Raw genomic sequence first — 26521 nt, 5'->3', positions numbered from 1 at the left:
AGTACAATTGGATTTGGTCAAAGTTTTGCCCAACTTTTTTTCGTATTTTGACACATTACGACAAGGTTGGACGAGAAGAAAGACGGTTTTTCGTCATGTCTAACGAGAATCGCAATGGGTTAGGATATGGGAGAAAGGTCTATCAAAACGGCCAAGGCCGTTTTGTCGACCGAAAGCGGGCATATGAAATGAGCACTACATACATCGAAAGGGGGACCATTGTATGGCGAAAGGCCATAGCTTTCTCAGCCACAAGCTGCACTCACTTCTTGGTTTGTTTCCGATCGGGCTCTTCTTGCTGTTCCACTTGATAGCCAACTATCAAGCAACCCACGGAGCAGAAGCATTCAACCAGACGGTTAGTCTGATTGATCGCGTTCCACTTATCTTGATTGTTGAATTCGTCTTCATCTACATCCCGATCCTGTTCCACGCTGTTTACGGTCTCTACATCGCATTCCAAGCGAAGCAAAACGTAGGGAACTTCAGTTACTTCAGGAACCAAATGTTCCTGTGGCAGCGTCTGACAGGGGTTATTACCCTCATTTTCATTGTTTGGCACGTTTGGTCAACGCGCATCGCAAAAGCAATGGGTGCTACAGTAGATTTTGACATGATGGCTAACATTCTTAGTAGTCCGGCAATGATCGTATTCTACACAATTGGGATTATTAGTACGGTTTTCCACTTCTCCAACGGACTGTGGTCGTTCTTGGTTCACTGGGGAATTACGGTTGGACCGCGTTCCCAGCGAATTGCAACATACTTGACTATGGCCGTTTTCGTAGTCGTAACTTACATCGGCTTGCGTGCGATGTCGGCTTTCATTCTGTAGGGATAGGGGGACTAAACAATGGCAAAAGGTAAACTAATCATTGTCGGTGGCGGTTTGGCCGGCTTGATGGCTACCATCAAAGCAGCAGAAAAAGGCGTTCCCGTTGAGCTTTTCTCCCTGGTTCCGGTAAAACGTTCCCACTCTGTTTGTGCACAGGGCGGTATTAACGGTGCGGTAAATACCAAAGGGGAAGGCGACTCCACATGGGAGCACTTCGACGATACAGTATATGGCGGAGACTTTTTGGCGAACCAACCGCCAGTAAAAGCAATGACTGATGCGGCACCAGGTATTATTTACATGCTGGACCGCATGGGCGTAATGTTCAACCGTACTCCGGAAGGTCTTTTGGATTTCCGTCGTTTCGGTGGAACCAAACATCACCGCACAGCGTTTGCAGGTGCAACAACTGGACAACAGCTGCTTTACGCATTGGACGAGCAAGTTCGCCGTTATGAAGCAGAGGGTCTGGTTACTAAGTACGAATATTGGGATTTCCTCGGAGCCGTTTTGGACGATACAGGAACCTGTCGCGGGATTACTGCGCAAAACATGCGTTCCGGTGAAATTCAATCCTTCCGTGCAGATGCCGTCATTTTGGCAACAGGCGGTCCTGGGATCATCTTTGGTAAATCGACGAACTCGATTATCAACACAGGTACAGCAGCTTCTGCGGCTTACCAACAGGGCGTTATCTACTCTAACGGCGAAATGATCCAGATTCACCCGACTGCAATTCCTGGCGACGACAAGCTGCGTCTGATGTCCGAATCTGCTCGCGGTGAGGGTGGACGCGTTTGGACTTACAAAGACGGGAAACCTTGGTACTTCCTGGAGGAAAAATATCCAGCTTACGGTAACTTGGTACCGCGTGACATCGCGACACGCGAAATTTTCTCTGTCTGCGTAGATATGAAACTGGGTGTAAACGGCGAAAACATGGTATACCTCGACCTGTCCCACAAAGATCCGAAAGAACTGGATGTAAAATTGGGCGGTATCATTGAGATTTACGAAAAATTCGTTGGGGACGACCCGCGCAAGGTTCCAATGAAGATTTTCCCTGCCGTTCACTACTCCATGGGCGGTATGTGGGTAGACTACAACCAAATGACCAACATTCCTGGTCTGTTCGCCGCAGGTGAGTGCGATTACTCTCAACACGGTGCAAACCGTCTGGGTGCAAACTCCCTCTTGTCCGCGATCTATGGCGGTATGGTTGCCGGTCCAAAAGCGATTGAGTACATCAAAGGCTTGAACCAATCTTCGGATGACTTGTCTTCTGCACTCTTTGACAGCCACGCAAGTAAAGAACAAGCAAAATACGACAACATCCTGAAAATGGACGGAACAGAAAATGCTTACCTGATCCACAAGGAACTGGGTGAGTGGATGACTGACAACGTAACAGTGGTACGTTACAATGACCGTCTGCAAAGAACGGATGACAAAATCGTTGAATTGATGGAGCGCTACAAGAAAATCAACATCAACGATACGAATAAATGGAGCAACGCAGGTGCTTCCTTTACCCGTCACCTGTGGAACATGCTGGTATTGTCCCGTGCGATCACGATCGGCGCGCTCAAGCGTGACGAGAGCCGCGGTGCTCACTACAAGCCTGACTTCCCAGAACGTGATGACGAGAACTTCATGAAAACGACAATGGCGAAGTTCAACGCTGAAACGACTGCACCAGAAATCTACTACGAAGACATTGACGTTTCGTTGATCGCACCACGCAAACGTGACTATACGTCTGACAAGAAGCACTAAGAGAGGAGGAAACTGATCATGGCCGAAAAATTGATTCATCTGATTATCACTCGCCAAGATAGCCCTGACAGCACTCCGTACAAGGAAGAGTTCAAGATTCCATACCGTCCTGGCATGAACGTAATTAGTGCGCTGATGGAGATTCAACGCAATCCGCTCAACGCGCAAGGACAAAAAACGTCTCCAGTTAACTGGGAATCGAACTGCTTGGAAGAAGTTTGCGGTGCGTGCTCGATGGTGATTAATGGAAGACCGCGCCAAGCGTGCTCTGCATTGGTTGATAAGCTGGAACAGCCTATTCGTCTCGAACCAATGAGTACCTTCCCTGTACAACGTGACCTGTCAATTGACCGCAGCCGCATGTTTGATGCATTGAAACGTGTAAAAGCGTGGGTCCCAATTGATGGTACGCATGATCTTGGACCTGGTCCTCGCATGCCTGAAGTAGAGCGTCAATGGGCGTATGAGCTCTCTAAATGCATGACTTGCGGTGTTTGCCTGGAGGCATGCCCGAACGTGAATGCGAAGTCCGACTTCATTGGACCGTTTGCGATTTCTCAAGTCCGCCTGTTCAATCAGCATCCAACTGGTATGATGAACAAGCATGAGCGTCTGGAAGCCTTGATGGAGGATGGCGGTATCGGTGATTGCGGTAACTCGCAAAACTGCGTACAAGCTTGTCCAAAAGGAATTCCACTCACCACTTCGATTGCTCATATGAACAAAGAAACAACCAAACATGCGGTGAAGAAATTCTTCTTCTCGTAAATGATTGCCATGAAAAAGGCGTGCACCGGTTATCCGGTTTGCACGCCTTTTTTTACTGTAGGTAAGCTTATGTCCCCTGGTATTAACGCTTTCTCAAAGTAACGGCTCACTCTTTCTTCGGTGCATGTACCGCAAGGGCTAATTTTTCAAAACAAGATACAAAGCTCTCCATTTCTTCGGGAGAAAGAGCGGAGAAATGCTGCTGCAGTGTATCTTGCCTTTTTTGTTTGGCCTGACTCAAAATGTCTTTGCCTCCGTCTGTCATGCGAATGTGGACCACTCGCCGATCCTCTTCATCGCGGTCGCGGATAACGTAGTCATGCTTATCTAAACGATCAATCATGGCTGTTATGGCACTAGGCTTGACACACATGGAATCCGCCAATTCGCCGACAGTGCATCTCCCCTTTTGTTCAAGTTGATACAGAATGTAATATTGTTGGCCTGTTAATCCTGGGACGGGCTCAGACAACTGAGGCCCGATTACACGCATGATAGAACGAAACGCCTCCTGCAGACGCTCAATACTTTCTTTTAGATTGGATGACATGCTGGTTTCAGCTCCTTGTACCGATAGGCATCAAAACTTATTATACCAAAAATGATTCCACATAATGTTTGACGTATTTCGATATATTTCAACCCGGCTTGTTTATTGACTGTTCATTTGCAACGAAGGGAATACCTTAGAGCTTCCCTGTGAAAACTTAAATCAATGGATGCTTTACCAAAAAGGGGGCAAACGATGAAAAAACAGGTTTTCAGCTTAGGGTTGGCGTTAGTTTTGCTTCCCGTGACGACAGTAAATACAAGTAGGGTTGAGGCACTTGCTGGAATAGACACCACCGCATTTCAAACACAGATCATGCAGGACTTGCATGATGCAAATTGGCCTTTGACTGCAGGAGTGCGGGCAATGATGACAGAGAGTGACGCCCGGTTTCTGGCGGCAGATGAGTGGCTACGTACGGAGCACTCCTTTTTAGGTGAAAAGGTATCGTCACCCCAGACCTCCTCATTGGAGATGATTGAGGCGACAAAGGCTTGGCAGGAAGGGGATGTAAAAGGAGAAGGCATGCTGGTATCTGTAATCGATACGGGAGTCAATCCTAAGCATCCTGATATGCCCGTCCCACGTGACAAAAGGCTGGCACAACAAAAATCAGGTTCGACAAAAAAGGTGCTCCCTGGATACAACTGGGCTGACCGTAATCAAACGACAGAGGACGTGGGCGAATCTCAGCACGGAGTTCACGTGGCAGGAATTATTGCGGCAAATGGAAAAATGAAGGGAGTCGCTCCAGAGGCTCAGATCCTGAGCCAAAAGGTTTTTTCGAACTATCAAGGGGAGGTGCCTGGACTCAGTGAGTCGATCTTGTTCGCGATTAACGATTCGATTACAAAAAAAGCGGATGTCATCAATCTCAGTCTCGGTTCCTCAGCGGGCTATGTAGACGAGGGCAATACGGAGCAAATGGCGGTCAAAAGGGCGGTAGACAACGGTGTGATAGTGGTTGCAGCGGCAGGAAATGACGCGTACTTCGGCAGTAATAAGGTACAAGCGCAAAATCCTGATGTGGCGATGATCGGTTCTCCAGGATTGGCTCCGGATGCATTGGCTGTCGCCTCTGTCAATGCTACCACTTTGGCAGGCTATAGCTTCGGCGTGCAGGGCGTAGTGGGTCTGGAACGTGTCGTCTACCTTCACGGGCATGTGGGGACTGGAGCGGCGATCAACCCCGTTACAACCCTTTTGAAGTCGTATCCGCTCGTTTATATGGGGAAAGGGAAGAAGGAAGACTACAATGTCTCGGTAAAAGAAAAAATAGTGCTTCTGGAGCGCGGAGACATTTCCTTTGATGAAAAACTCCGCTTAGCTAAGGAGGCTGGTGCCGTTGGAGCGATCATCTACAATAACGAAACCGGGCCGCTTTTGATCAGCGCGGATCATCTCAAACAGATTCCTGCCGTCTCTGTCTTGAAGCAAATGGGTGAACAACTGGCGCAAGCTATAAAAAAAGGTAAGAAAGTGAGCATCACATTCGATGGGGAGTTTGCTCAAAATCCGATGCCTTATCCCGATGGCGGGACGATCTCCGCGTTTTCATCCTGGGGACCAACACCCGACTTGCAATTCAAGCCGGAGATTTCTGCCCCTGGCGGAGGGATTTTATCGACAGTCAAAGACTCGGAGTATGCAGTGAAAAGCGGAACGTCCATGGCAACCCCGCATGTGGCAGGAGGCATGGCTCTCCTGAAGCAAGCTTATCAAAAGCAAGGGAGAAATCTGCAGGGTAGGCAGCTCGTGGAGACGCTGAAAGCAGCGGCTATGAATACAGCAAAACCGATCATGGATCCACAGCAAAGCGTAGCAGTCTTTGAGAAAGCCCGTATGCCCAAAATGCCCTATAGTCCGCGTGTACAAGGCGCAGGAATGATGCAAATTGCCAAGGCTATCCAGACTCCAACCATCGTCGTTGATGGGAAAGGAAAGGCAGGGGTATCACTCGGAGAGATTGGCCCCACAACTTCATTTTCATTGTTTGTAGACAATAAATTTGGCAAAAAACCGATAACGTACCAGTTGCAGGATGAATTCGGGGTGTTGACGGATTTACGAAAGGATGGGGTGAATCTCTTGACGGAGGGGCCTCTTGAGGGGGCCAAGCTACAATTTTCCGCACCCCACGTCACGGTTGCTCCAGGCAATCGGGCTGAGGTAAAAGTGACGCTCCAGATTCCAGAGGGAACAGCACGTAATTTGTTCGCAGAAGGCTATATTTCGTTTCAGCCAGACGACAAGACACTTCCTACACTGCACGTACCCTACTTTGGATTTTATGGGAATTGGAACGAGCCGCGGGTCATGGATCAACCAATGTGGGAAGCAGGAAGCCAGGAAAAACGGACAGGCATCAAAACGACCTGGTACCATGACAAGCGCAATGACAAGTGGAAGTACCGCGATTACTTAGGCGTTATAGGAGTAAGCGAGGATGGAGCGGTCCAGATTGATCCAAATCAGATAGCTTTTTCACCGAACGGAGACGGTCATTACGATATCGCAGCCCCTTCCATTACCTTTTTGCGCAATGCGAGGCAGGTCATCGTGGAAATAACCGACCAATCGGGTAAGCCGATTCGTACTCTCGTTCGGGATGAAAAGGTAAGCAAATTTGACCAATCCAAACTGGGTACAGCCTATTATTATACGGAGCGAGAAGCATGGAGCTGGGATGGCAAAGCATACGTACCTGAAAAAGGAAGCTATGAGCAAGTGGCAGACGGGAACTACCATTTCGCCATTAAGGCTAAAATCGACGGGCGAAACGCGAACTGGCAATCCTTGACTTTGCCGATCCGGGTCGACACCAAGCCCCCTGTGATCTCAGCATCGCTCTCAGGAAATCGTGTCCACTGGAGTAGCCGGGACAGAGACGTACAAGGCTATGTACTCTACGTCAATGGTAAAAAAGCAGGAGGACCTTATTCGCCAAAAGTGACGAGCACCATCATCAATCAGCCGGATAAAAAGATAAGTGTAGTGGCGTTTGACTACGCAGGCAATATTAGTGTGGTTGATTTGAACGGGAAAAGTGATACGACACCTCCATTCGTTGAGTTTCCTGATGATCTATTCTCGTATCTGAAAATATCCAAACAGCCGGACGTCGCCATACGCGGAAAAGTTTCGGGTGAGGATATGATGGACCGAGTACGTCTGTCTATTAACAAGACTCCCGTAAAGGTTGAAGTAGACGGGGCGTTTGAGACGATTTTGCGATTGCCAGAGGGACTCAATTATGTCGTGTACCACGCCCGTGACATGTATGGGAACTCGCGACAATTTACACAGCGAGTCATCGTAGACACGACACCCCCGATTCTTCAGTTCCAAAATGACGGTGTAGAGGACGTCCAGTTTGATCCGGAAACGAAGCAAGTGATGGTTCCTATTCGATTCATGTATCGGGATCAGACTTACAAAGGTCAAATCAGCATCAATGGCCAGATTGTATCCAGCTTTGAAGAAGATCAGCTGGAAGTGCCAGTGCAAAAGTATTTGACACAAACCCTGCCATTAAAGCATGGAGAGAATCGGATTCTCATTGAAGGAAAAGATGGAGCGGGAAATCAAAGCTCGCTTTTGGTTTACGGCTATGTCGATGCGAGTGCCGGTGCAGTTGTTCTGCACAATGGGGAACAACGCCTGACATACAAAGCGAGATCTGTACCTGCTCCGACAATAAAGCTGATGCAAAACCAGATAGAAGGAAAAGGTGGAGAATCCCTTCCCATTGAAGGAAAAGTAACGGGTACGGGTGCTTTGAGTCTGCAAATCATTTATGGAGATCAGTCCTTGCAGGCTGATGTTAACGATCAGGGCGGATTTCGACTCGTGCTTGATCGCGTAGAAGAAGGGAAGCAAAAGCTGACTGTCATTGCGACGGATTCATTGGGGCGGGAAACACGAGCTGAAATGCACGTCATTGGAAAAAAGAGGTAGTGTAATGGGAAAATACCCGGAGAAGCACATGAATATAGCTGCCTCCGGGTATTTGTTTCATGGGAGGGAAAATTTGATGTTTTATCACGGAATAAAGTGGGAATATGTAATGAGGGAGTATCCACTGCTTTCGCCGCGACGAACTGTGAGTAAGCACCGAAAGGAACAAGCACTCGATCGCAAGCATTTACTTGCGCAGTTTGGGTTGGAGCCCGTCCATTTGCTGGAGGCAGATAAGACCTATCCACACGAACACTGCATTCGGGAATGCTTGGAGTTTGGTGATACGGTTTTTGCTTTCGACCGTTTGGACATCCCCATGTGGCAGTTGAGCAGCCACGAGGTAGGGGTTGAGGTGCTGGATTTACGCTCCTGCATGGCTATTTATACCACGAGAAACGATATCAAAGTCGAAGCGTTCTTTCCAGGAATTCCTTGTGAAAGAGACTTTTTTCCTGCGAATTTTTGGCAATGAGTCTTGCAACTGCCAAAAATCGACATTATGATATTTCTATACAGAGATAATTGCCCGGGAAAGGAAGAGAATGAAGATGCTAGTCCAATACCTAGATCCTTTTTTAGAATCTGCCTCATCGGTGATATCGCAGGTGTGCAATGTAGATATATCACGAGGAGAACTGGCTGAAAAGGAATGGAGTTTTCGTGAAGGCCATACATGGATTCGTATTGGGATGACTGGTCAATTACAAGGAGATGTGTTTTTCGGTCTCCAGGAAGAATTGGCCTTGCGAATTATCTCTGCCATGATGGGGGGGTTCCCCGTAAGTGAGATGGACGAGATCGGAAAAAGTGCGATTTCAGAGTTAGGAAATATGATTTCAGGGAATGCGAGTACGATTTTGTCCAATCGAGGAGTGGTAGTTGATATTACCCCGCCTTTGTTTTTACTGAATCAAGAGATGCAAGAAATGACGGGTACTGCGCTTACTGCACCACTCGATCTGCATGATATGGGCACGATGGAAATTCAGATGGTGGTGCTTAAATAGGCGGCAATCAGCCGTCTTTTTTCTATTGCATCAGACAAAAGAAAGCCTGGGGCCATCCATAAACGGGGAGGGAAATGATGATGATTGAATTCGATATTAGCACGAGCGTACTTCCTTTGAAAAAGCGTGATCAAGTAAAAGATCACTGGTTGCAGGTCAGACTGGACACAATTCTGCCAATGATCATGCATAAACATCAGGTAGACATGTGGGTGATTCTTGGGCGAGAGTATCACGAGGATCCTATCATGGAAACATTGTTGCCAGCAGATGTTGACAGTTCTAGACGATTGGCCATCATCGTATTTTCCCTGAATCCTGACAAAACGGTGGACCGTTATGTCATCCATTTGAATCCAAGCTTTGAACCATTTTATGAGCGGGTCTGGCAACCGGCAAATGAAGATCAGTGGGGATGTCTGGCACGGATTGTAGAGGAGAAGAAGCCAAGTAGAATCGGAGTGAACATCTCCAAGCACTATAGCTTTTGCGATGGATTGTCTCATTCTTACTATGAAAAACTGGTAGAGATACTGGGAACCGAGCACGCAGGCAAAATCATGAGTGCTGAATCGGTGGCGCTAGACTGGCTGCAGATCCGAACCGAAGAACAGATGATGGCGTACCCGGGCATTGCCGAAATAGCCAGAAAGTTGGCGCAAAAGGCTCTCTCCAATGAAGTGATACATCCGGGGATTACTACAACGACCGACGTAGTCGACTGGATCAGGCAACGAGTTAGCGAGTTAGGACTGTTGACTTCCTTTTATCCAACAGTGGATGTGATTCGCAAAGGGATGGGCAAGCTAGAAGAGGTGGTCATTTTGCCTGGCGATGTGGTTCATATCGACTTCGGCATCCACTATTTAGGGCTATGTACGGATACACAACAGTTGGCGTATGTATTACGGATGGACGAACAAGATGTTCCCGAAGGCTTGCAGGCGGCAATGCGCACAGCTAACCGTTTGGAAGATATCATTTCGGATAACTTTCTGGATCAGCGAACAGGCAACGAAATTTTTGCGGCATGCATCAAACAGGCTGAAGATGAGAACATCAAGGCCATGATTTACTCGCATCCAATCGGAAACCATTGTCATGCCGCAGGTCCGTTTATGGGTATGTATGACAGACAGGGTGCTATCCCGGTAAAAGGGGAGCTCCCGATACAAAACAATACGTGCTACGCCATGGAATTCAACATTCGGCAATACATTCCTGAGTGGGATCAGGAAATACCGATTTATTTGGAAGAGCCGATCGCATATAAAGATGGCAAGGTCCATTATTTGGCGAAGAGGCAAACATCCTATTATGTGATTCGATAAAGAATAGGAGAGAAATCGCACCCATTCTACTTTCATTCAGTCCAAGCTAGCAGGGGAATGAGTGATTATAGAAGGGGTTTTTACCTTTGTGCGAGAATCTGTTATCTGAAATATAAAAAAACATAAAATATTTTTGATTGTCTGGATGAATTTTTTTAGATGGTGTATTGTTGGAAATAGTAAGGGGGTATGAATGCTTGTCATATGTAAAACAACTGCTAGGAATGTTTTTTTTGGTGATCGCCGTTTGTGGCGGGCCGTTCATGTTGTATACGGTCAAAGAAGAGATTGTCTTTGCCCCGGAGAATATTGTGGTACGGACAGTTTACTTAATCCAGCAGATCGCAGGTGGATCACTGGGAACCTACTATCTGGGAGAGAATGAGAGAAGCATTGCAGAGGATGTTCTTCCATTCGCTTTGAGCACGTTTGAACTGTTATTTTCGAGTGTTTTGATCGCGGTAGTAGCAAGTCTGGTGTTCGGTTTGTTTCTCCAGAGATTCGGGATGGTGCGTCAGTTCCAAAAAATCCTCAATCTCATCTCTACTATACCCGATTTTATTCTGATTTTTTTGTCGATTTTGGCAGCAGTCGGATTTTACAAGCTGACCAACATCCGGATTATTACGTTATCTCCTACAAGTGATTCCGCTAACATCTGGTTTCCGATGACGCTTTTGGCAATTGGTCCGACGATCTTCCTGATGAAGGTAGTCAGTCTGAAGTACACCCAGATTGGTGGCGAAGATTATATAAAGACCGCGCTTGCCAAAGGAATGGGAATTTGGCATGTTCTCGTCCATCACGTTTATAAAAATATTAAGCCGTTTTTGCTGGCTGATTTGAAAAAGACCATCGCGATTACGGTTGCCAATTTATTTATCGTAGAATATTTGCTCAACGTGGTTGGACTGACCCGATTTATCTTTAGCAAAAGTGGTCCTTATCAATTTAATTCAGCAGTAATGGGACTTTTAGGCATTATTCTTCTGTCTCTTCTCGTCTATTTCCTGATTCGCGCGATTCTGTACCTGTTTGAGCGAGCGGTCGTCTATAAATAATCGCTACATTTATCGGTATGAGTGAGGTTGTTCTATGCAGAAACGAATTAATTGGTCTTTATGGCTAGGCTCCATTTTTGTGTTGCTCCTGCTGGTGATCGGACTGCTTGGTCCCAGTCTTGCACCGTACGAGCTGGATTATCAGGTAAAGCTGCGCAATGAGGTAGTAAACGGTAAGACAGTAATTATATCCCCGCCACTTGCACCATCGAGTGACCATTTATTTGGTACCGACAAGTGGGGCTATGATTTGCTTACCTTGATCTTGCACGGCGCTCCCTACACGTTGTTCGTGACGCTGGTAGTAGCAATCGTGCGTGTGCTCATCGGCTCTGTATTGGGGCTATACATTGGCATTCAGGACAAGCCGCAGCGCTGGTGGCTAGCAATCGAAAACGCCTGGGGCTACATGCCAATTTTCATTCCGGTCTACTTTTTGTTAAAAGGCGTCAGTATTAATCCGCTGATGCCGTCATCGACGTTAATCACCATGTTTATCGGGATCGTCGCTATATTGGGTGCTCCAAGTGTAGCGTCTTCCATCCGACAAAAGACCGAGCAAATCAAGGAGACCCAGTACGTATTGGCTGCTACGTCTCTTGGGGCAGGCCGTGAACAGATCATTTTCCGGCACATCCTGCCTCATTTAAAGGAACAGCTCATCATCATCTTGGTGACAGAAATGGTCGCGATCATGACCTTGATGGGTCTACTCGGCATGTTTGACCTGTTCGTTGGCGGGACCAAAATGACGACTGACCCCGTCATCTACCACTCGATCACACATGAGTGGGCGGGTCTTCTCGGGTCGTATCGGGGCTTTGTTTACAGCAATTACACCTGGATTTTTCTCACCCCCCTGGCGGCTTTTGTCGTGGCTATCGGTTCTTTTACACTGCTGGCAAAGGGCCTGCGCGAGAAATTCGAACAAACCTATCATCGCACACCCTTTATTTAACGAAATGAAAGGACTCCCTTTACCGCGTGCTGAAGGGAGTTTTTTTGTACGGCCAAAAGGATCATGGCTTCGACTCATCGTAACACGTATAGGGAGGGTACGAATATGGAAAGTAAACCGAAATAAAATGAGGGCGAAAAGAGTGGGAGCAGTACGTGTGTCAACTGAATAGACTGGAGTGTCGGGGGCGGTGTTGGCCTCGGGTTCCGACGCCCGCTTCCTCTGGATCAATAGACCATGCGTTGCCGGAAGCCAGAGAACACTGGCAGCCATCGTTGACCTTTGTACAGTGTGCTTGCGGTGTCTGTCGATGATCTTTGTGCAGGTGTTCGGAACCCATTGCCCATTTTCTGAATAGGATGTATGGCAAAAGCCTAAAATCCTTGAAATTCCGGCACCATCACCCACCCCCCATCATAGGATAAGGTGACTCTGTAATCCCTCAACCTTGTTCCTGTAGAGCCCACAAGGAGGGGTGGCACGATTGAAGGGTAGCGACCAAACCAAGCCGTTGTTAACGAATCGCGAAAGAGAAGTGTTTGAACTCTTGGTCCAAGATAAGACAACCAAAGAGATTGCCGGACAACTCTTCATCAGCGAAAAGACTGTACGCAATCACATTAGTAATGTAATGCAAAAATTAGGTGTCAAAGGTCGATCTCAGGCAGTAGTCGAACTCGTTCGACTTGGTGAACTAGAGATTTGAGCCCAGTCCACCCAGCCTCCCTTTTCTTCCCTTGGTCGGAAGGGAGGGTTTTTTATTTTTGAATGTAAAAGGGGGATAATTCTTAGGAGAAAAAGACTACTGAATATTATTTATTAAAAGGGAAAATTTCGCTTTTTAATTTTAAATCACTAAGAATGTAGTTATCTAAATTTGTTTCGATATAAGCATAAATTAATGGAAGCAAATTAGAGTTAGCGTTCTTATCGGTGTATATTATATTTATCTCAGCTAGATCAGCAGCCCAAAAATGAATGGTGCTGAGTCCTCGCAAAGTTTTCGTAACGTTCATAAGTGATTCCTCCTCAATGTTGAGGTAGTAAACGAATAGTCCAATTTACGGGAGTGCAGGACGATTTCTTTCATGATAACAGTCCAAAGCTGACAATTACTGTAAGTGTACTCTCGTAGTGTAAAAATCTATTTTGATCAAATGGATATCGGGCAGACAATTTTACAAGGTAGTTAATGACGTAACTTACTAAACAAAACAAACATCCCCATTGCGGCTGGAATAGTAATGATGAAGTATTTATAGAGATCGTTCTCATCTTCAGAAGAGTAGAACAAAGAATACCCGACATCTGCATCGGGATTCTCCTTTTGAATGGCTTCAATCTGCTTTTTAATTTCTTGAACCGTCTTATATTCGTCATACTTTTCTGCAGCGAAAATGCAAATGAACACCATAAGATGAATGACTAGTGAAAAAAAGAGGGGTTTATACAAGTTCTTCATCCGGACCATCCCAAACCAAGTATTTTCTTCAATATTACTAACAATTTCCATTTTGTACTAGCCTTTTAATGATTTTACAGTATCGGTAATTATGAAGCACTGGACAAAAAAAGGGGGCCAGCAATTGACGCGGCCACCCTAACCATAAACGAATTTACAAAGGAGAATGAATTTACCTGTTCAGTGGAGTTACCCTTCCGTCCACTCGGTTCGTAACAAAGAAAACATGATCAAATCTACAAATTCTCCTTTGGATTTTTCATATTGTCTGAGTTTACCTTCTTCAACGAAACGTAATTTTTTTAAAACTTTTATCGAGTTGAGGTTCTCTGGTTCTACCTTTGCTTCAACTCTATTGAGACGGAGGCTTTCAAAGCCAAAGCTAATTAGAGCTCGTATTGCCTCAGGGGCATATCCTTTTCCCCAATAGGGATATCCGAGGTCATAGCCAATTTCTGCTCGTTCGTTTTCATAATCAAGATAATTAAACCCGCACGAACCGATAACCTCGTTTGAGTGTTTCAAAAGGATTGTCCAACGAATTGCTTTATTTTCCGTGAACAGCCCCTGGAGCAATTCAATCATCTGTTGAGCCTGTGAAACATCCGTAAATGATACGTTCATATGTTTGGTGACCATTGGATCAGACCAAAATCCAAATAAAAAGGGGGCGTCATTGAGTTGCATCGGTCTTAATAATAATCGTTCGGATGTCATTTGGTACATGTTAAACACAAACCTCCTAAGTAATTAAGCTAATTGGAATCTATCAACCTACCTGGGCATAAATCAGTCCTTTCACCTAATAACTGGAGGTTCATGGATTACCTCAACCTAAGTTTGAGAAGGGCGATAAGGTGATCACAGCTGGTTATGGTACCGGAACTGTGTCTTATATTTCATTTGAATGTAACGTTTGTGTACAGAACATAATTTAAAACTCCTATAAGGATCTGGATGAAAAAAGAGGCAGCAGCTATATATAAAGCTGTTCGTCCGACACTTTTGAATTGCTGGTTTTGGTTGAACAATGAAACGATCCATACAATCAGTCCGATGGGAAACAAAATAAAGCTAAAAAAATAAACAATTCCTTTTTCGAGTTTCCTCACAGTTTTTACTCCTTAGCGTTTTCATAATTTTACATTAAATGTAGATAACTTGCAAAACACACCATTTGCTATGGGGTTAAGGTATAACCATGTTCAGGAGAGCCATGTGTAGAGGTACCAGCTAAACCACCCCCCAAGGAGTATCCAGATCATAATGAAAAGGAAACCCATAAGCCAGTTCTTCGGCTTACCTTTAGCAAGAAGTTCTTGAGCTTTTTCTCGGCAATCACTAATTACGGCTTTAGGGATTAGTTTCAACGCTAACCATATGCCCAGAGGAACTAAAATGATGTCATCTAAATAACCCAATAGGGGGATAAAGTCAGGAATCAAATCGATTGGGCTGAAAGCGTAGGCAACGACGCAAATGGCAAACATTTTCGCATACCAAGAAACGCGGGAGTCTCTGTATGCAAAGTAGAGAACGTACGCCTCTAATTTTAACTTCTTGGCTTTGCTTTTTATCATTTGAAAGACAGTTGCTTCACTCAAATAAATCACCTCATGCAAAATGTAACAGATTGCATTGCTTTATTATCATCTAACCATAAGAAAACCTCTATCGAGGTCTCCTCAAGGAGGAGCGACCGCGTTATAGCGGAATGTTTTCATGGGCTCCAGAATTCATAAGCGTAGCGCTTATAAATTCTTATACGTTAAAAAAACCTGCGCAGGTAGAGTTCTATCCTGTGCAGGCTACCAACCTCTTTTCTAGCAGGTTGTTTTTTTCGTTAGAAAGGTCTTCTAACAACTTTAATTGTACGTGCTCCATTGCGGATAAGTCTTCGTGCTTGTTCCCGATTGATTCTAACAAGTACGGAAGTATCGGTTGCGTTTTCAACGTCGAAAACGGAGAAAAATCGACCATTCGCGAACAGCACACCTTTAAACTCAACATCAAAACCGGGTCTAGGTTGCGGGCGTGTATTTTGAATGGTTGTTCGCATCACACCTGCATTGAGGAGTCTTTGTGCCTGCTGGCGGGTTATACGGACGGCAAATACTGGGTCAATTTCAACACCAGGTACCTTTGCTTCGACCTCAACAATCAGGAAAAATCGTTCACCGATCTGAGCAATGCTATTTGCTCCAATAAAAATGGGGGGCATTGTTGGCATGTTTTCCCACCTCCTTGTACCAAAATATGCAGGAGGTGTTGTAGTGGACAAGGGCAAGGGCACAATATCAATTAAACAAAAAGGGTGTCAGAACTCTTTGCTACAATAAGGTTACTTTCAGTACCAAAACCATTCAGGAGCGCATTATGGTGAGCGATGATTTGTTCGGCTTTTAAGACAGGACTATCGAGTGTTGAATGACAATTATTAACGAGTGTAACATCATAACCAAGTGAAATGGCTCGTCTGCTGGTTGTATCGATACAGTATTCGGTTTGTAAACCAGCGATTACAAGATGATTGATTTCTCTAGACTCGAGTTCATCTCTTAATGTCGTATCGAGAAAAGAATCACATGCAAATTTGCGAATAACAGGTTCATGTTCTTTTGGGGTAATGGTTTGATGTATTTGCCAGGTTGGAGTCCCAATTTCGAACTCACCTTCTGACTCACAATGCTGAATGTACAGGACGGGGATTTGGGAATCACGGGCTCGGGTTAACAGCTTTTGAATACGTTCCACTAATGCATGGCCCTGAAAAGCATGATCGATAAGGAATGCTTGGACATCAATGATAAGCAGTGCTGTATTTGTACTCATTGGAAAATCACCCTTCCCTTTTATGTACCTTCAAGAACAGTATAGGAGAAAAAGGGGGGCAGAAGAAAGAAGATAATTGCCCGGGGAGAAGGTTTGATTTATCAAAAAATCGCGTCTGCCTTCTCTGTCACTGAAGGTTGTTAGGATGTGGAGTCATACTTTTTACCTAAAATGGTCGCATTGAGATTTCGCTTAATCATAATGGAACAAGTATCATCTGACATGCCTGTCCCACCTAGGATTTTAGCAAAACGGTTGCGTAAATTTTTTGGTATTTTCTTTTTTGCTCCTCCTTATGCTTACTTGCTGCATAATAGGAAGAGGAAAAAAAGATGTACTAGACATACGACAAAATGGGTGTAAGGACTAGGTGTGATAGTAGGTCAGAAACAAAGTACCCACTCAGCTATGAGTGGGCATGAGGATTGTTACTCTGTTTATGGTTCACTCTTTAAGGACTCGATCCAATCTGCATGACAGACATCACAAAGAAGTTCGTCGCGATCCTGCTTGCCTTGGAAAAATGAGATTTGGCGTACGCTGTCAGTTTCTTTTTCGCAGTAATAACAGCGGTATTTCCCCAAGTCGTCCCCTCCTTAAGAGTAAGTAAGAGTAACGATGAGTATTTTTCCCACTTCACACCGGAATCATGAATGATCGGAGCGTCTACAAAATCGAGGAGACAAATCGCTTGTACCTAGTAAAAAAACAAAAAGTCAGATTGAAATAGTACACTTAAATAGAATGGACAGCACGTAGGCAAAGAATTGCTGTATTGTGAAAGGGAAATCGAATAATTAGCCGTTCTATCCACATTGTACAGTCAGAGGAGGGCGATTATTTATGATCGGGAGTTCTGATGATTTTCCTAAAGTGATGGAGTTGCTAGATAACCAAGGAGAGATCAGTGAAGCTAGGGCGGTTGCTGAAAAAGGCCATTTCTTTGCAAAGCGTTTGGTCGAATACTATGACAAGATCAAACGCGGTGACAACAGCTCAATGACAAAGCGCTATCTTGTTGCAGCGTATCAGGATTATCGGAAAAAATGTTCAGCGTTTTTATCGCAATAGGCCATGTCTCAATTACAAACGCGCATGCTTCATCTTCTTTGGTATTCCCTTGATAGTTTACCCATCCCTTGCTCTATTCAACGATAACCGTCACAGTCTCAGACTTGGTGTCGTACTTGGATTTCGCTTTCACTTTGATTTTGAACTCCCCAGTTTTGTCAGATGTAAACAGTACAACTTACCTGCGAAGCTGCGATGTTTCGCTTGGTACGTCACGAGATATGTACCAGGCGAGGTGGGAGTGAGGTATCCTGTTGTTGTGTAGGTGTACTTATATTTTTTGTAGGATGTTTCAACACGGGGATCTCCTTTCACGTACAAAATTGGCAAATAAAAAACACTCGGTCAGGTTCATGTAGACAAGATGAATCCAGCATTAAATGGGGGAATTCTATGTTTCCAAGATCAAATGCGCTAGGGATCTTACTTAGGGGTAATCAAATACTGGTTGAACGTTTCGAAGGCATGCACTCCAAGGGAGACGGCACGTATTATCGACCCATTGGCGGGACCATCGAATTTGGCGAATACTCCAAACAAACCATTGTTCGGGAGTTTTTAGAGGAACTAAGCGTAGAAATAAAAATAGGTAGGTACATAGGATGCTTAGAGAACATTTACCGAGTGGGTGATGAAATCGGTCATGAAATCACACAGTTGTATTTGGTTGAATTTGCAGATCGAAGGAAATACAGCAAAGATCGTTTTGTGGTGAGGGAAGGAGAAAGGACGAGTGAAGCGCATTGGGTAGATATCGATGATTTTATTACCAGAAGCAAATTCATTTACCCAAACGGTTTGGAGGATTTACTCTCTGATTGGAGGAGTATTTCATATACGAGTGTAGAGCGAACCTAAATACGATTTGCGTCGATCCGTCTCCCTTTTTCTTCGTTTGGCCGGTAAGAGAATGTATTCGTTTGGGCTCAAAAAAGAAACGGGCCAAAAACCCGTTTCTAGTCTTCGGGAGTACGGTCAAGAAAGAGCTTGGTGACAGAGGTGTACTCTCCTTTTTCTACTTCTTCCGTGCTCGCTTTTTCTTCAAGGGGATCATGACCATTCATACTTGGGGCCACTGTCGGTTCATGCTTGGGAGTACGTTTTTTCTCGTCCATGATTATCCACCCCCTTTTTGGTTAGGGTGTGGAGGAATGTCGTTCCTTATGCAATATAGTAGGCAAGCGTAGTGAAGAACCTGTAAGTGATTAGAAGTAAATAAAAAACCCCCTTTAAAGGGAGTCTAAGAAGCCATTAGCGTCGCAAAGAATGAATCATCCTTCTGTGATGATGTGCTCTCATACGGTGGAAATGCTCCCTTTCAGCAAACGTGTGATGTCGCATTCGATCATGGCGATGTTCAATAGCTAACGCGCGAAAGTGTTCGGCTCGCCGTAAGTGATGCCGCATTCTCTGCCGATGGAAATCAATAGGATCCATAATGCTTCCCCCTTAACCATGATTCCTTCATTGTATGAGGACAGCATTTATTCTGTTTAGGCATACGTGGATATTAAAAAAATAAAAAAGGAAGCAAGCCCATGACTGAATCGCAGAGCATCATCGAGACTGACGATAAAGTACAGATGCTTTGTCATAGTAATCACCTCCTTCCGCACCTAACCGTAGCAGAAGGGAAGTAGGACAAAAAATGGGAAAGTTACCTCAGTTACTATCGAATGAGCTAGCGACTCAGCTTAAGGACGAACGGAAAGGCGGACACGAAGGTCTACGGGAATTCCACTTGAGAAGGGTATTTGACAACAGGCCATTTTTCTTTTCTTAGCGCGTTCATGAGCTCAGGACCGACATCTACGTTTTCTTGAACCAGCTCTTTCGGAGTTAACGCCATCCACTGGTTGAGGGAAACATCCTCAAAGCGATCGCTTTTGAACATCTCGAGAAACCACACGCTGTTGTTTCCGAGATTCTGGATGTAGTGACCGAAGGCAAAAGGGACGTATCCGACATCACCTGCTCGGTAGTCGAACGTGCGGGCCGTTCCATTGGCCGCGAAAACAGTCATTCGCCCGGTGCCTGACAGGTAATACTGCCACTCGTCGTTCGTTGGGTGCCAATGCATTTCCCTCATTCCACCTGGCTTGATTTCTACTAGTGCTGCTGCAATTTTGGTTGAAATCGGGAAGTTGGTGGAGTCGACTACACCGTTCCGCCTGGGGTGACTATAGGCTTTTGTGCGAGCAGTCGATGTGTGAAGCTCAACGGTACAGGACCATAAGGATCCGGGACTTTCTGACATTCAAGCGGACCAGGTACTTCTGCTTGAAAAATGTATCGCTGCTTGCTGGGGATATGGGCAAACGCACTTTCCGGAACACCGAAATTGGCGGCCAAAACCTCCCGCGGTGTATGCGCAAACCAGTCAGAAATGGAAAAGGTATTGAGGTCAGAGAAGCCACCGTCATCGAAAACGAGTAAAAATTCACAGCCCTCCTCTAATCCTTGAATGGAATGGGGAATCCCTGGGGGGAAGTACCACAAATCGCCTTTACCAACATCAGCGATAAAATTTCGTCCGTTTTGGTCGACAGCAGTGATACGTGCACGTCCCAGAATAAGAAAGGCCCACTCTGCTTGCGTATGCCAGTGTAACTCACGGACACCGCCTGGCGTCAAGGCGATGTTCACCCCAGCTAGGGTGGTGGCAATCGGCAGTTCTCTAACTGTCACCTCTCTCGACCAACCACCATGATTCAACTGCATATGCGTGTCTGAGAAAGAGAACTTCATGTTTGGCATGGTTCCGGCATCCGTAGCGGGTGGAACCAGCAAATCGGGGTTTTCACGATCTCGCATCACATCTCGAGGGCCAAAATCGGTTGTGCCAGTACCATCACTTCTTATAGGTTGAGGCAGATTTTCGAAAGAGGAATGATTCTGTGGTCGGTTGTTCATAAAAAATGCTCCTCTCTTTTTCATAACGCTAAATAATGAATCCTGACTTTCACTTCAGTAACTTATGTCGATGATTGCAAAATTAGGTCAACAACAAGACTTTTTACTGACTGTGCCAAACGGCTATAGGGATCTCTTTCTTGGGTGAAGAAGGTAAGCTCAAATAAAAAGACAGTGGAAGTTTCGGACGTGAAAAAAGTCCTGAACTACCGCTGTCTTTATTCATGTAAAAAATGTAACGTAGTTTATTTAAGCGACAACAGGAATGCACCACATTAGGAGGACTAACTATCCGTACGTTTAAATAGAAGAAATCAAAGAGGAATTCCATTAATAGCACTAGCCGTACGGATGGCAGATTGAATCGCTCCCTGAATCCAACCGTGATAATCGGAAGCGTGCTCACCAGCGAAGTGGACTCTGCCCTCTGGTGTTGAAATGTAAGGGGATAGTTCTGATTCCTGTAAAGGTTTAAACATTGCGAAAGCCCCAGCGGCGAATGGATGCAAAGACCAATTATGCGCAGCTCCCGTAACAAATGATTTGTAGACCTGATCTCCGTGAATGTCTGCCAAGTTTTTGAGTGCTTCCATCACCTGTTCTTCTTTCGACAAGCTAACCCAAGGCAGTGCGTCATCCTCCCATGTATAGCTCGCCAAAACAACACCGCCTGCTTGGCCGAAATCATGACTGGGGAACCAGGATAAACGAATGGGCAGGTCCGTGACGGTTTGGCCTCCATAAAGCCCGTTTTCTTCCCAGAACCTATGTGAAAATTGAAGGCCTATTTTTGTGGAGGCGACATAGTGAAGCTGGCGAATTGCATTCCATTTTGGAAAGGAGAATGAAGAGTAGGGTTCCACTTTAACAAACTGCAGGGCAGTAAAAGGAATCGTAATAATGGCCAGATCACCAGTTATTTGAAACGGCTCTGAAGTAATTGTCTGTGTGCCAGCAATTGTTACATAGTTGTCGTGTTGAGTAATTTTTGTCATTTTGCAGTTGAAGTAAATGTTTTCTTTTAACTGGGGAAGGAATGCTCTGGGCAGCTTGTCAAAGCCTCCTGATATTTCATAAAACTGGGTAGTTGGGGTGAAAAGGATGAAGTCGCGCAAAATCTCTATGAAGGAGAGCTCGGGAAACCCTTCAAAACCAGACATGACCTTAATCATGTTAATTGCCCCAGTCGAAAGGGAAGGGCCAACAGGGTTGTCGCGCATAAATGTATCCATCGAATATTTATCATATTTTTTGATTACGATCGGCCAATGCTTTGCAGGATCTTGATTGATGAAATCCACAATCGGTTTGACTGCGAGTTGTGCTAATTCGTCAGCTGTTTTTCCTCTTTCGTTCGAAGCTAACGGAAAACGAAGAACATCGGAATCTTGTTCATACACCCAACGGCGTGTTTTTATGCCATTCACATAGATCAAATCATTTGGGGTGATGTTCATAAATTCATTCATAGGTAGACGAAATTTTGAGATGTATTCCAAAGTTAGTTGGTGGGTGCTTGGAATTCGCATTGCCCCAGCCTCTATGTATTCACCTCTGTAAAAAGGGGAACGAAGCGTGAAGACTCGTCCGCCAATCCGTTCAGAGCCTTCGAGGATCGTCACCTGATGTCCTGCTTCCTTCAAGAGGGAGGCAGAAACTAGACCAGCCATACCTGCACCTACGATGACGATATGTTTTGGAGAGGGCGTTTTGGGTAACCCAGTTCTGATGATCGATACCATTCCGGATTCCGAAAGGATTGATGAATACACCATAGCTGTCTCCTTGGAGGTTCGTTTTGATGCCATCTTATTCGGGGGTTTGCCTAGATGTGATCTGTAAAGCCTAAAAAATCAGGCAAGCTGATGACGAGATAAGTAATCACGAAAATGAGAAAAAACCGCACGCTGCTGTTCACCCCTTTGCTAAAATGATATCTGTAATCACTTTCCAGGCAATGGATATTCATCAAAACGGAAAATAAAAAAAGCCCTCCACGGACGTTTTGCATGATTCGTACACAAAAGGATTGATGGAGGGAGAAAAAGTGAAGCAGCTTATTATTTTTGGCTTTCAGTCGCCTGTTACTGTACTGAAGTGCCTTCCTGCTGGTCTGGAAGGGCCTTGATAAATGCAAGGGCATTATAGATGATCTCCGCAGCCTCTTTTCGAGTAATTCCATCTTTCGGATGCAAATTCTTATCCGCATCTAACTTGGCGATACCAAGAACAATTGCCCGCTGAATGGAGCCTTGATAACTTGGCGTGAGTTCGTCCATATCTCCAAACTCTGCGGGAGCGATCTTGATTTTAGGGAGATTGTTATGCTGCTCAAGAGCCAGCATAAGCTGATGAATAAACTCCTCTTTTGTCCATAACTGATTGGGCTCCAGATCGGCCGGTAAATCAAACCCGTTATGTGCAGCAATAATCAGGGCATTCGCATACCATCCATTGTTATCCACCTTGGCGAAATAATCGGTTGCTTGTGGTTGCTTGATGAAACGGATTCTATCCAGATTCAGCTCCAGGGCATTGACAATCAGTTGAATTCCTTGCGCAGCGGTAATGGTCGCGTCTGGCATAAATTGATTGTCTTCCACACCACGGAGGGCTCCCATTTGTTGCAAGGCAAGAATTTTGTCTTTTCCAGATACATTCGCAAGATCAGTAAACGGAGTAGGTGCCGCAAAGCCTTGTTGGGCGATGGAAAGCGTGAGTAGTGCGAAAGTGGAAAAAGCGAGTAGAGTACGCGTCGTTTTCAAGAATATCACCTCGTCTAGTTGTGGGGCATTACATTCCATTTGACGAGGAATGTTTTGGAACGTTTCACGAACAGCACATGCAAAGGGGATGAAACGATGAATCTAGAAAAAGTAGGTACCTATTCATAATGAAGGTCAAAAAAATCTTCCGTTCACGGTTGAATTTATTTTTAAATATTCCTTGACGGGAATATTCGTTGTGAAGTATATTTTGAATATAAGTATGGAATAGCAAAATGAAACGAGCTGGCTTGATATGACTTACTTAGGGAGAATACCCGGAAAGGCCCCCTCCTTCAAAAGGGATTTAAAAAAGGAACAATCGACATCATGGATATAACAACATTTAGCGCACTGGCTGAACCCAATCGGTTACGCATCGTGGAGCTCCTGCGTAACGGTCCCCTGACTGTAGGGGAAATTGCGGATCGGCTGGGGCTCCGTCAGCCGCAAGCTTCAAAGCATCTGAAGGTCCTGTTGGAGGCGGGATTGGTCGAGGTACAGCCAGAAGCCAATCGCCGCAACTACATCCTTCGATTGGAGCCGTTCCAGGCACTGGACTCTTGGCTTGAGTCCTACCGCAAAGTTTGGGATGAACGATTCGACAATCTTGAGATTTACCTGCAAAAACTGCAGTCAAATGAAAAAAAGCAAAACTAAATTTCTGGAGGAATGATCAATGTCGAGCAAAATGATTTCCAAGGTAGAGGGTCAAGAACTGGTATTGGAGCGTATTTTCAATGCACCGCGCGAGCTTGTATTCAAAGCATTTTCAGAGGCAGAGCATTTGAAGAACTGGTGGGGACCTCGCGGCTGGACGCTTACGGTTTGCAACGTCGACTTCAGACCAGGTGGCATTTGGCACTACTGCATGAAGTGCATAGATGAGAACCAAGGCGATTTTTACGGCTTCGAATCATGGGGAAAAGCGGTCTACCAGGAAATAGTAGAGGCAGAAAAGATTGTCTATATCGACTACTTCTCGGATGCTGAAGGCAATGAAGCGGAAGGGATGCCCAGCTCGGATATTACCATGATTTTTGAAGAGCACGAAGGTAAGACGAAGCTGGTCAGCCGAGCGAAGTACGCCTCCGCAGAAGCACTCAAAAAGGTAATGGAAATGGGGATGGAACAAGGAATTACAGAAACATGGGACCGTCTCGACGAGCATTTGCAAACGATTCAATAAGGGGAATCAAAAGGTACCGGAGAAGAGGAAGACCAGCAGCATCGAAGAAAACGGGCAGTCATCGCGGGAACTGCCTGTTTTTCTTGAGCTTATAAGCATCCTGAACAAGTATAAGGTATCCAAAATAGGACACAAATAACGATATTTGATCCATCAAAAAAAGGATGATTTTGTGCATGAACAACCAGACGACATTTCGAATAGGTAGACCTACTCATGATGTATTCGAAGCCTTTGTGGACCCGGTAAAAATCGGGAATTTTTGGTTCACTTCTAGTTCTGAAAGATGGGAAGCAGGCAAGACGATTACAATGAAATATGAGGAATACAATGCTCTCGTAGATATTCGAGTAACGGAAATCGTTGTAAACAGGAAGATCGTCTTTCAGTGGGGCGAAAATGAGGATGAGCATGAAGTAACGATTACACTGAAAGAGCTAGATCATGCAAGTACCATTATTGAAGTGAACGAAGAAGGATTCAAAGAAAACGACGAAGCTCTGCTAAGCAAATTAGTTGATAATAAAGAAGGCTGGGTTTTTATGCTGACCTGTTTAAAGGCCTATCTTGAATGTGGTGTTACTCAATTGAGAACAGGAATCGTGAAATAATGTGATACCCTACGACGTCCCCCAGATGTTGTAGGGTATTTTTGTCTATCAAGAAGGCACGATGAAGTGTACCCTACAGGTACAGGATTTGAGCTTCATGCCTTGTTGGGTTTTCCATTGACAAAAGTGGAAGATCGTTGCAGAAAATGTTCAGATTGAAGAGCTAAAATAGAAACATAAACCGAACTTCTTCATGTGGGGAAGTTCTTTCCTATTAATTGGCCTTTTGACTCATATGGTTTCGCGCAGTGGTTCATGTATGATAAAAACTATGGGGCATTTTGGCAATCAAACGGGCCAATTGTCATAGAATTAGCAAGTAAAGGGGTCGCAACATGCGGGGAAAAAACAAAATCACAATCATCGTTATCGCGCTGATCGTCGTAGTGGCACTAGGGCTTGGAGGCTATCGTTTTTTTAGTCCGCTTTCACTGGCGGAAGGGTATTTGTATGAGGACGAAAACCGAATTGTTTATGCAAAGGTAACTCAGGACCAAGACAACGTGAACGTCGAGGTCATGGAGACAAAGGTAGAGACCGAAGACAGTATTCCTGTGCTGAAAAATAGTATGATCCAGTTTTCAGGGACGATAGAAGGAGGAAAATTGAATCTGAAGCCGCAGACAGAAGGTGGACAAGAGATGAATGCCACTGTGAGCGCGGACGAGCTGGTTTTCCTGGGACCTATCGCTACGCCAGATACAAATGGAACCAAACTTCTCGCAAGTCAGATGGCGGTCTATCAGAATAAGCTGCAAGCTTTGACCACCCGCGTCAATGAGGAAGCGGAAGTAAAGAAAAAAGAGGTTGCCGAGCGCAGAGCAAAAGAAGCGGCACGCGTTGAATTTGCGAAAAAAGTAGAGCGATCGACGAAATTAGCAGCAGACTTGATCGAGAGTGCAAAGTATTTGAATGAAATCCAATTTGAGGATGAGACTCGTTTCAATAAAGAACAAGTGACAGAATTGCAAGGACTTTTGGACGAGATTACGTTGTATGCTACCCAACCTGGCTTGAAAAAGACCGAATACGAAGTCATGCAAGGAACGGCGGGCAGCATGAAAGTATTGCTCGACGGAATGAATACGATGGATGCCACGATCCAAGAAAAGAAAAAGAGGATGACTGATCTGATCGCTGTTTTGGAGGCCGATATCGCCGATAGTAAAGCTGTATGGGAAGAAATCAAGGCCAGTGTTCCAGACGCACAAAAGCGTGAAGAAGCAGTGAACCAGGCGATAAAAGAAGCGACCCAGGCAGTAGAACAGGCAAAACAGCGGAGGGCCGCCATTGAAAAAGAACAAGCGAGCTTGAAACAGTCGGCAAACAAGCTTTATCAGAACGCAGTAGGAGTAGTGAGCCAGACAAAGACGAAGCATGCTTTTTAAAAGGAACAGGGAATAATAGAGGAGCTCACTTGTTTCCATATTCG

27 protein-coding genes and 1 pseudogene are annotated in these 26521 nt (G+C 45.2%); 16 read left to right on the top strand and 12 right to left on the bottom strand.

All coding sequences use genetic code 11. The features are described 5' to 3' along the window. The first annotated feature begins 223 nt into the window (after positions 1-223). The 3 genes from ACIFQN_RS20945 to sdhB are packed head-to-tail and all read left to right on the top strand — an operon-like array spanning position 224 to position 3379. Positions 224-835, top strand: coding sequence for a succinate dehydrogenase cytochrome b558 subunit (locus tag ACIFQN_RS20945; protein ID WP_429834976.1), 612 nt, complete (start codon positions 224-226; stop codon positions 833-835). Between the two features lie 18 nt (positions 836-853). Beyond that, a complete protein-coding gene (sdhA, locus tag ACIFQN_RS20940; protein ID WP_429834975.1) occupies positions 854-2611 on the top strand; it encodes a succinate dehydrogenase flavoprotein subunit in 1758 nt (585 codons plus the stop codon). 18 nt (positions 2612-2629) lie between these two features. Continuing rightward, the gene (gene sdhB / locus ACIFQN_RS20935) at positions 2630-3379 is read left to right on the top strand and encodes a succinate dehydrogenase iron-sulfur subunit (RefSeq protein WP_012685406.1); all 750 of its coding nucleotides are present in this window, start codon (positions 2630-2632) and stop codon (positions 3377-3379) included. A 106-nt stretch (positions 3380-3485) separates the two neighbouring features. Here sdhB and ACIFQN_RS20930 read toward each other — a convergent pair whose 3' ends face one another. Beyond that, positions 3486-3929 carry a MarR family winged helix-turn-helix transcriptional regulator gene (locus tag ACIFQN_RS20930; protein WP_429834974.1) on the bottom strand — a complete coding sequence of 148 codons (444 nt, stop codon included), beginning with the start codon at positions 3927-3929 and terminating at the stop codon, positions 3486-3488. A gap of 195 nt (positions 3930-4124) precedes the next feature. Between ACIFQN_RS20930 and ACIFQN_RS20925 the strand changes: the two genes are divergently transcribed. The 7 genes from ACIFQN_RS20925 (at position 4125) to ACIFQN_RS20895 (ending at position 12952) form a co-directional block, all read left to right on the top strand. Beyond that, entirely contained in the window at positions 4125-7886 is a 3762-nt protein-coding gene (locus tag ACIFQN_RS20925) for a S8 family serine peptidase (RefSeq protein ID WP_429834973.1), read from the top strand. Positions 7887-7962: 76 nt separating this feature from the next. Then, positions 7963-8361 (top strand): hypothetical protein, encoded by a 399-nt coding sequence (locus ACIFQN_RS20920; protein WP_429834972.1) that lies wholly within the window; start codon positions 7963-7965, stop codon positions 8359-8361. Positions 8362-8437: 76 nt separating this feature from the next. Then, the gene (locus ACIFQN_RS20915) at positions 8438-8896 is read left to right on the top strand and encodes a chemotaxis protein CheX (RefSeq protein WP_429834971.1); all 459 of its coding nucleotides are present in this window, start codon (positions 8438-8440) and stop codon (positions 8894-8896) included. A 74-nt stretch (positions 8897-8970) separates the two neighbouring features. Then, positions 8971-10227, top strand: a complete 1257-nt coding sequence (locus ACIFQN_RS20910) for a M24 family metallopeptidase (protein ID WP_429834970.1) — start codon at positions 8971-8973, stop codon at positions 10225-10227. A gap of 197 nt (positions 10228-10424) precedes the next feature. Next, the gene (locus ACIFQN_RS20905) at positions 10425-11288 is read left to right on the top strand and encodes an ABC transporter permease subunit (protein WP_429834969.1); all 864 of its coding nucleotides are present in this window, start codon (positions 10425-10427) and stop codon (positions 11286-11288) included. 34 nt (positions 11289-11322) lie between these two features. Beyond that, positions 11323-12246, top strand: coding sequence for an ABC transporter permease (locus ACIFQN_RS20900; protein ID WP_429834968.1), 924 nt, complete (start codon positions 11323-11325; stop codon positions 12244-12246). 484 nt (positions 12247-12730) lie between these two features. Next, positions 12731-12952 (top strand): helix-turn-helix domain-containing protein, encoded by a 222-nt coding sequence (locus ACIFQN_RS20895; protein WP_003387736.1) that lies wholly within the window; start codon positions 12731-12733, stop codon positions 12950-12952. 106 nt (positions 12953-13058) lie between these two features. Here ACIFQN_RS20895 and ACIFQN_RS20890 read toward each other — a convergent pair whose 3' ends face one another. The 7 genes from ACIFQN_RS20890 to ACIFQN_RS20860 all read right to left on the bottom strand — a co-directional run bounded on the left by ACIFQN_RS20890 (position 13059) and on the right by ACIFQN_RS20860 (position 17124). Beyond that, on the bottom strand, positions 13059-13262 hold the full coding sequence (locus ACIFQN_RS20890; RefSeq protein WP_429834967.1) for a hypothetical protein: 204 nt from the start codon (positions 13260-13262) through the stop codon (positions 13059-13061). A gap of 173 nt (positions 13263-13435) precedes the next feature. Beyond that, the gene (locus ACIFQN_RS20885; RefSeq protein ID WP_429834966.1) at positions 13436-13708 is read right to left on the bottom strand and encodes a hypothetical protein; all 273 of its coding nucleotides are present in this window, start codon (positions 13706-13708) and stop codon (positions 13436-13438) included. 189 nt (positions 13709-13897) lie between these two features. Continuing rightward, on the bottom strand, positions 13898-14434 hold the full coding sequence (locus tag ACIFQN_RS20880; RefSeq protein WP_429834965.1) for a GNAT family N-acetyltransferase: 537 nt from the start codon (positions 14432-14434) through the stop codon (positions 13898-13900). A gap of 479 nt (positions 14435-14913) precedes the next feature. After that, entirely contained in the window at positions 14914-15312 is a 399-nt protein-coding gene (locus tag ACIFQN_RS20875) for a YkvA family protein (protein ID WP_429834964.1), read from the bottom strand. 239 nt (positions 15313-15551) lie between these two features. Continuing rightward, the gene (locus ACIFQN_RS20870; RefSeq protein WP_429834963.1) at positions 15552-15938 is read right to left on the bottom strand and encodes a hypothetical protein; all 387 of its coding nucleotides are present in this window, start codon (positions 15936-15938) and stop codon (positions 15552-15554) included. 71 nt (positions 15939-16009) lie between these two features. Further along, complete coding sequence (locus ACIFQN_RS20865) at positions 16010-16540, bottom strand: cysteine hydrolase family protein (protein WP_429834962.1); 531 nt, start codon at positions 16538-16540, stop codon at positions 16010-16012. A 437-nt stretch (positions 16541-16977) separates the two neighbouring features. Then, the gene (locus ACIFQN_RS20860) at positions 16978-17124 is read right to left on the bottom strand and encodes a hypothetical protein (protein WP_429834961.1); all 147 of its coding nucleotides are present in this window, start codon (positions 17122-17124) and stop codon (positions 16978-16980) included. Positions 17125-17383: 259 nt separating this feature from the next. Here ACIFQN_RS20860 and ACIFQN_RS20855 point away from each other — a divergent pair, with 259 nt between their 5' ends. Both ACIFQN_RS20855 and ACIFQN_RS20850 read left to right on the top strand, forming a co-directional pair. After that, entirely contained in the window at positions 17384-17611 is a 228-nt protein-coding gene (locus ACIFQN_RS20855; RefSeq protein WP_429834960.1) for a hypothetical protein, read from the top strand. Positions 17612-18004: 393 nt separating this feature from the next. Next, the gene (locus tag ACIFQN_RS20850) at positions 18005-18469 is read left to right on the top strand and encodes an NUDIX hydrolase (protein ID WP_429834959.1); all 465 of its coding nucleotides are present in this window, start codon (positions 18005-18007) and stop codon (positions 18467-18469) included. A gap of 98 nt (positions 18470-18567) precedes the next feature. Here the strand turns inward: ACIFQN_RS20850 and ACIFQN_RS20845 are convergent, their stop codons facing one another. The 4 genes and pseudogenes from ACIFQN_RS20845 to ACIFQN_RS20830 form a co-directional block, all read right to left on the bottom strand. Beyond that, positions 18568-18726, bottom strand: coding sequence for a hypothetical protein (locus ACIFQN_RS20845; protein WP_429834958.1), 159 nt, complete (start codon positions 18724-18726; stop codon positions 18568-18570). A 611-nt stretch (positions 18727-19337) separates the two neighbouring features. Further along, positions 19338-20524, bottom strand: a pseudogene (locus tag ACIFQN_RS20840) (oxalate decarboxylase family bicupin). A 314-nt stretch (positions 20525-20838) separates the two neighbouring features. After that, entirely contained in the window at positions 20839-22299 is a 1461-nt protein-coding gene (locus ACIFQN_RS20835) for a flavin monoamine oxidase family protein (protein ID WP_429834957.1), read from the bottom strand. A gap of 309 nt (positions 22300-22608) precedes the next feature. After that, entirely contained in the window at positions 22609-23289 is a 681-nt protein-coding gene (locus ACIFQN_RS20830; protein WP_429834956.1) for an S-layer homology domain-containing protein, read from the bottom strand. Positions 23290-23619: 330 nt separating this feature from the next. On the opposite strand from ACIFQN_RS20830, the gene ACIFQN_RS20825 reads away from it, so the two are divergent. From ACIFQN_RS20825 to ACIFQN_RS20810, 4 genes are all read left to right on the top strand, one after another. Continuing rightward, the gene (locus tag ACIFQN_RS20825) at positions 23620-23949 is read left to right on the top strand and encodes an ArsR/SmtB family transcription factor (protein WP_429834955.1); all 330 of its coding nucleotides are present in this window, start codon (positions 23620-23622) and stop codon (positions 23947-23949) included. Positions 23950-23968: 19 nt separating this feature from the next. Further along, positions 23969-24478, top strand: a complete 510-nt coding sequence (locus tag ACIFQN_RS20820) for an SRPBCC domain-containing protein (RefSeq protein WP_429834954.1) — start codon at positions 23969-23971, stop codon at positions 24476-24478. Positions 24479-24654: 176 nt separating this feature from the next. Further along, positions 24655-25089 (top strand): SRPBCC family protein, encoded by a 435-nt coding sequence (locus tag ACIFQN_RS20815; protein WP_429834953.1) that lies wholly within the window; start codon positions 24655-24657, stop codon positions 25087-25089. 335 nt (positions 25090-25424) lie between these two features. Continuing rightward, positions 25425-26477, top strand: a complete 1053-nt coding sequence (locus tag ACIFQN_RS20810; protein ID WP_429834952.1) for a hypothetical protein — start codon at positions 25425-25427, stop codon at positions 26475-26477. The last annotated feature ends 44 nt before the right edge of the window (positions 26478-26521 follow it).

It is taken from the genome of Brevibacillus sp. NRS-1366 (genome assembly GCF_050467985.1).
This window is presented reverse-complemented; position numbering and strand designations above follow the sequence as displayed.

Bases quoted from the DNA above. Each gene is read 5' to 3' on its own strand.
- ACIFQN_RS20945 (WP_429834976.1), top strand. From the start codon at position 224: ATGGCGAAAGGCCATAGCTTTCTCAGCCACAAGCTGCACTCACTTCTT.
- sdhA (WP_429834975.1), top strand. From the start codon at position 854: ATGGCAAAAGGTAAACTAATCATTGTCGGTGGCGGTTTGGCCGGCTTG.
- sdhB (WP_012685406.1), top strand. From the start codon at position 2,630: ATGGCCGAAAAATTGATTCATCTGATTATCACTCGCCAAGATAGCCCT.
- ACIFQN_RS20930 (WP_429834974.1), bottom strand. From the start codon at position 3,929: ATGTCATCCAATCTAAAAGAAAGTATTGAGCGTCTGCAGGAGGCGTTT.
- ACIFQN_RS20925 (WP_429834973.1), top strand. From the start codon at position 4,125: ATGAAAAAACAGGTTTTCAGCTTAGGGTTGGCGTTAGTTTTGCTTCCC.
- ACIFQN_RS20920 (WP_429834972.1), top strand. From the start codon at position 7,963: ATGTTTTATCACGGAATAAAGTGGGAATATGTAATGAGGGAGTATCCA.
- ACIFQN_RS20915 (WP_429834971.1), top strand. From the start codon at position 8,438: ATGCTAGTCCAATACCTAGATCCTTTTTTAGAATCTGCCTCATCGGTG.
- ACIFQN_RS20910 (WP_429834970.1), top strand. From the start codon at position 8,971: ATGATGATGATTGAATTCGATATTAGCACGAGCGTACTTCCTTTGAAA.
- ACIFQN_RS20900 (WP_429834968.1), top strand. From the start codon at position 11,323: ATGCAGAAACGAATTAATTGGTCTTTATGGCTAGGCTCCATTTTTGTG.
- ACIFQN_RS20890 (WP_429834967.1), bottom strand. From the start codon at position 13,262: ATGAACGTTACGAAAACTTTGCGAGGACTCAGCACCATTCATTTTTGG.
- ACIFQN_RS20885 (WP_429834966.1), bottom strand. From the start codon at position 13,708: ATGAAGAACTTGTATAAACCCCTCTTTTTTTCACTAGTCATTCATCTT.
- ACIFQN_RS20880 (WP_429834965.1), bottom strand. From the start codon at position 14,434: ATGTACCAAATGACATCCGAACGATTATTATTAAGACCGATGCAACTC.
- ACIFQN_RS20870 (WP_429834963.1), bottom strand. From the start codon at position 15,938: ATGCCAACAATGCCCCCCATTTTTATTGGAGCAAATAGCATTGCTCAG.
- ACIFQN_RS20865 (WP_429834962.1), bottom strand. From the start codon at position 16,540: ATGAGTACAAATACAGCACTGCTTATCATTGATGTCCAAGCATTCCTT.
- ACIFQN_RS20855 (WP_429834960.1), top strand. From the start codon at position 17,384: ATGATCGGGAGTTCTGATGATTTTCCTAAAGTGATGGAGTTGCTAGAT.
- ACIFQN_RS20850 (WP_429834959.1), top strand. From the start codon at position 18,005: ATGTTTCCAAGATCAAATGCGCTAGGGATCTTACTTAGGGGTAATCAA.
- ACIFQN_RS20845 (WP_429834958.1), bottom strand. From the start codon at position 18,726: ATGGACGAGAAAAAACGTACTCCCAAGCATGAACCGACAGTGGCCCCA.
- ACIFQN_RS20835 (WP_429834957.1), bottom strand. From the start codon at position 22,299: ATGGTGTATTCATCAATCCTTTCGGAATCCGGAATGGTATCGATCATC.
- ACIFQN_RS20825 (WP_429834955.1), top strand. From the start codon at position 23,620: ATGGATATAACAACATTTAGCGCACTGGCTGAACCCAATCGGTTACGC.
- ACIFQN_RS20820 (WP_429834954.1), top strand. From the start codon at position 23,969: ATGTCGAGCAAAATGATTTCCAAGGTAGAGGGTCAAGAACTGGTATTG.
- ACIFQN_RS20815 (WP_429834953.1), top strand. From the start codon at position 24,655: ATGAACAACCAGACGACATTTCGAATAGGTAGACCTACTCATGATGTA.
- ACIFQN_RS20810 (WP_429834952.1), top strand. From the start codon at position 25,425: ATGCGGGGAAAAAACAAAATCACAATCATCGTTATCGCGCTGATCGTC.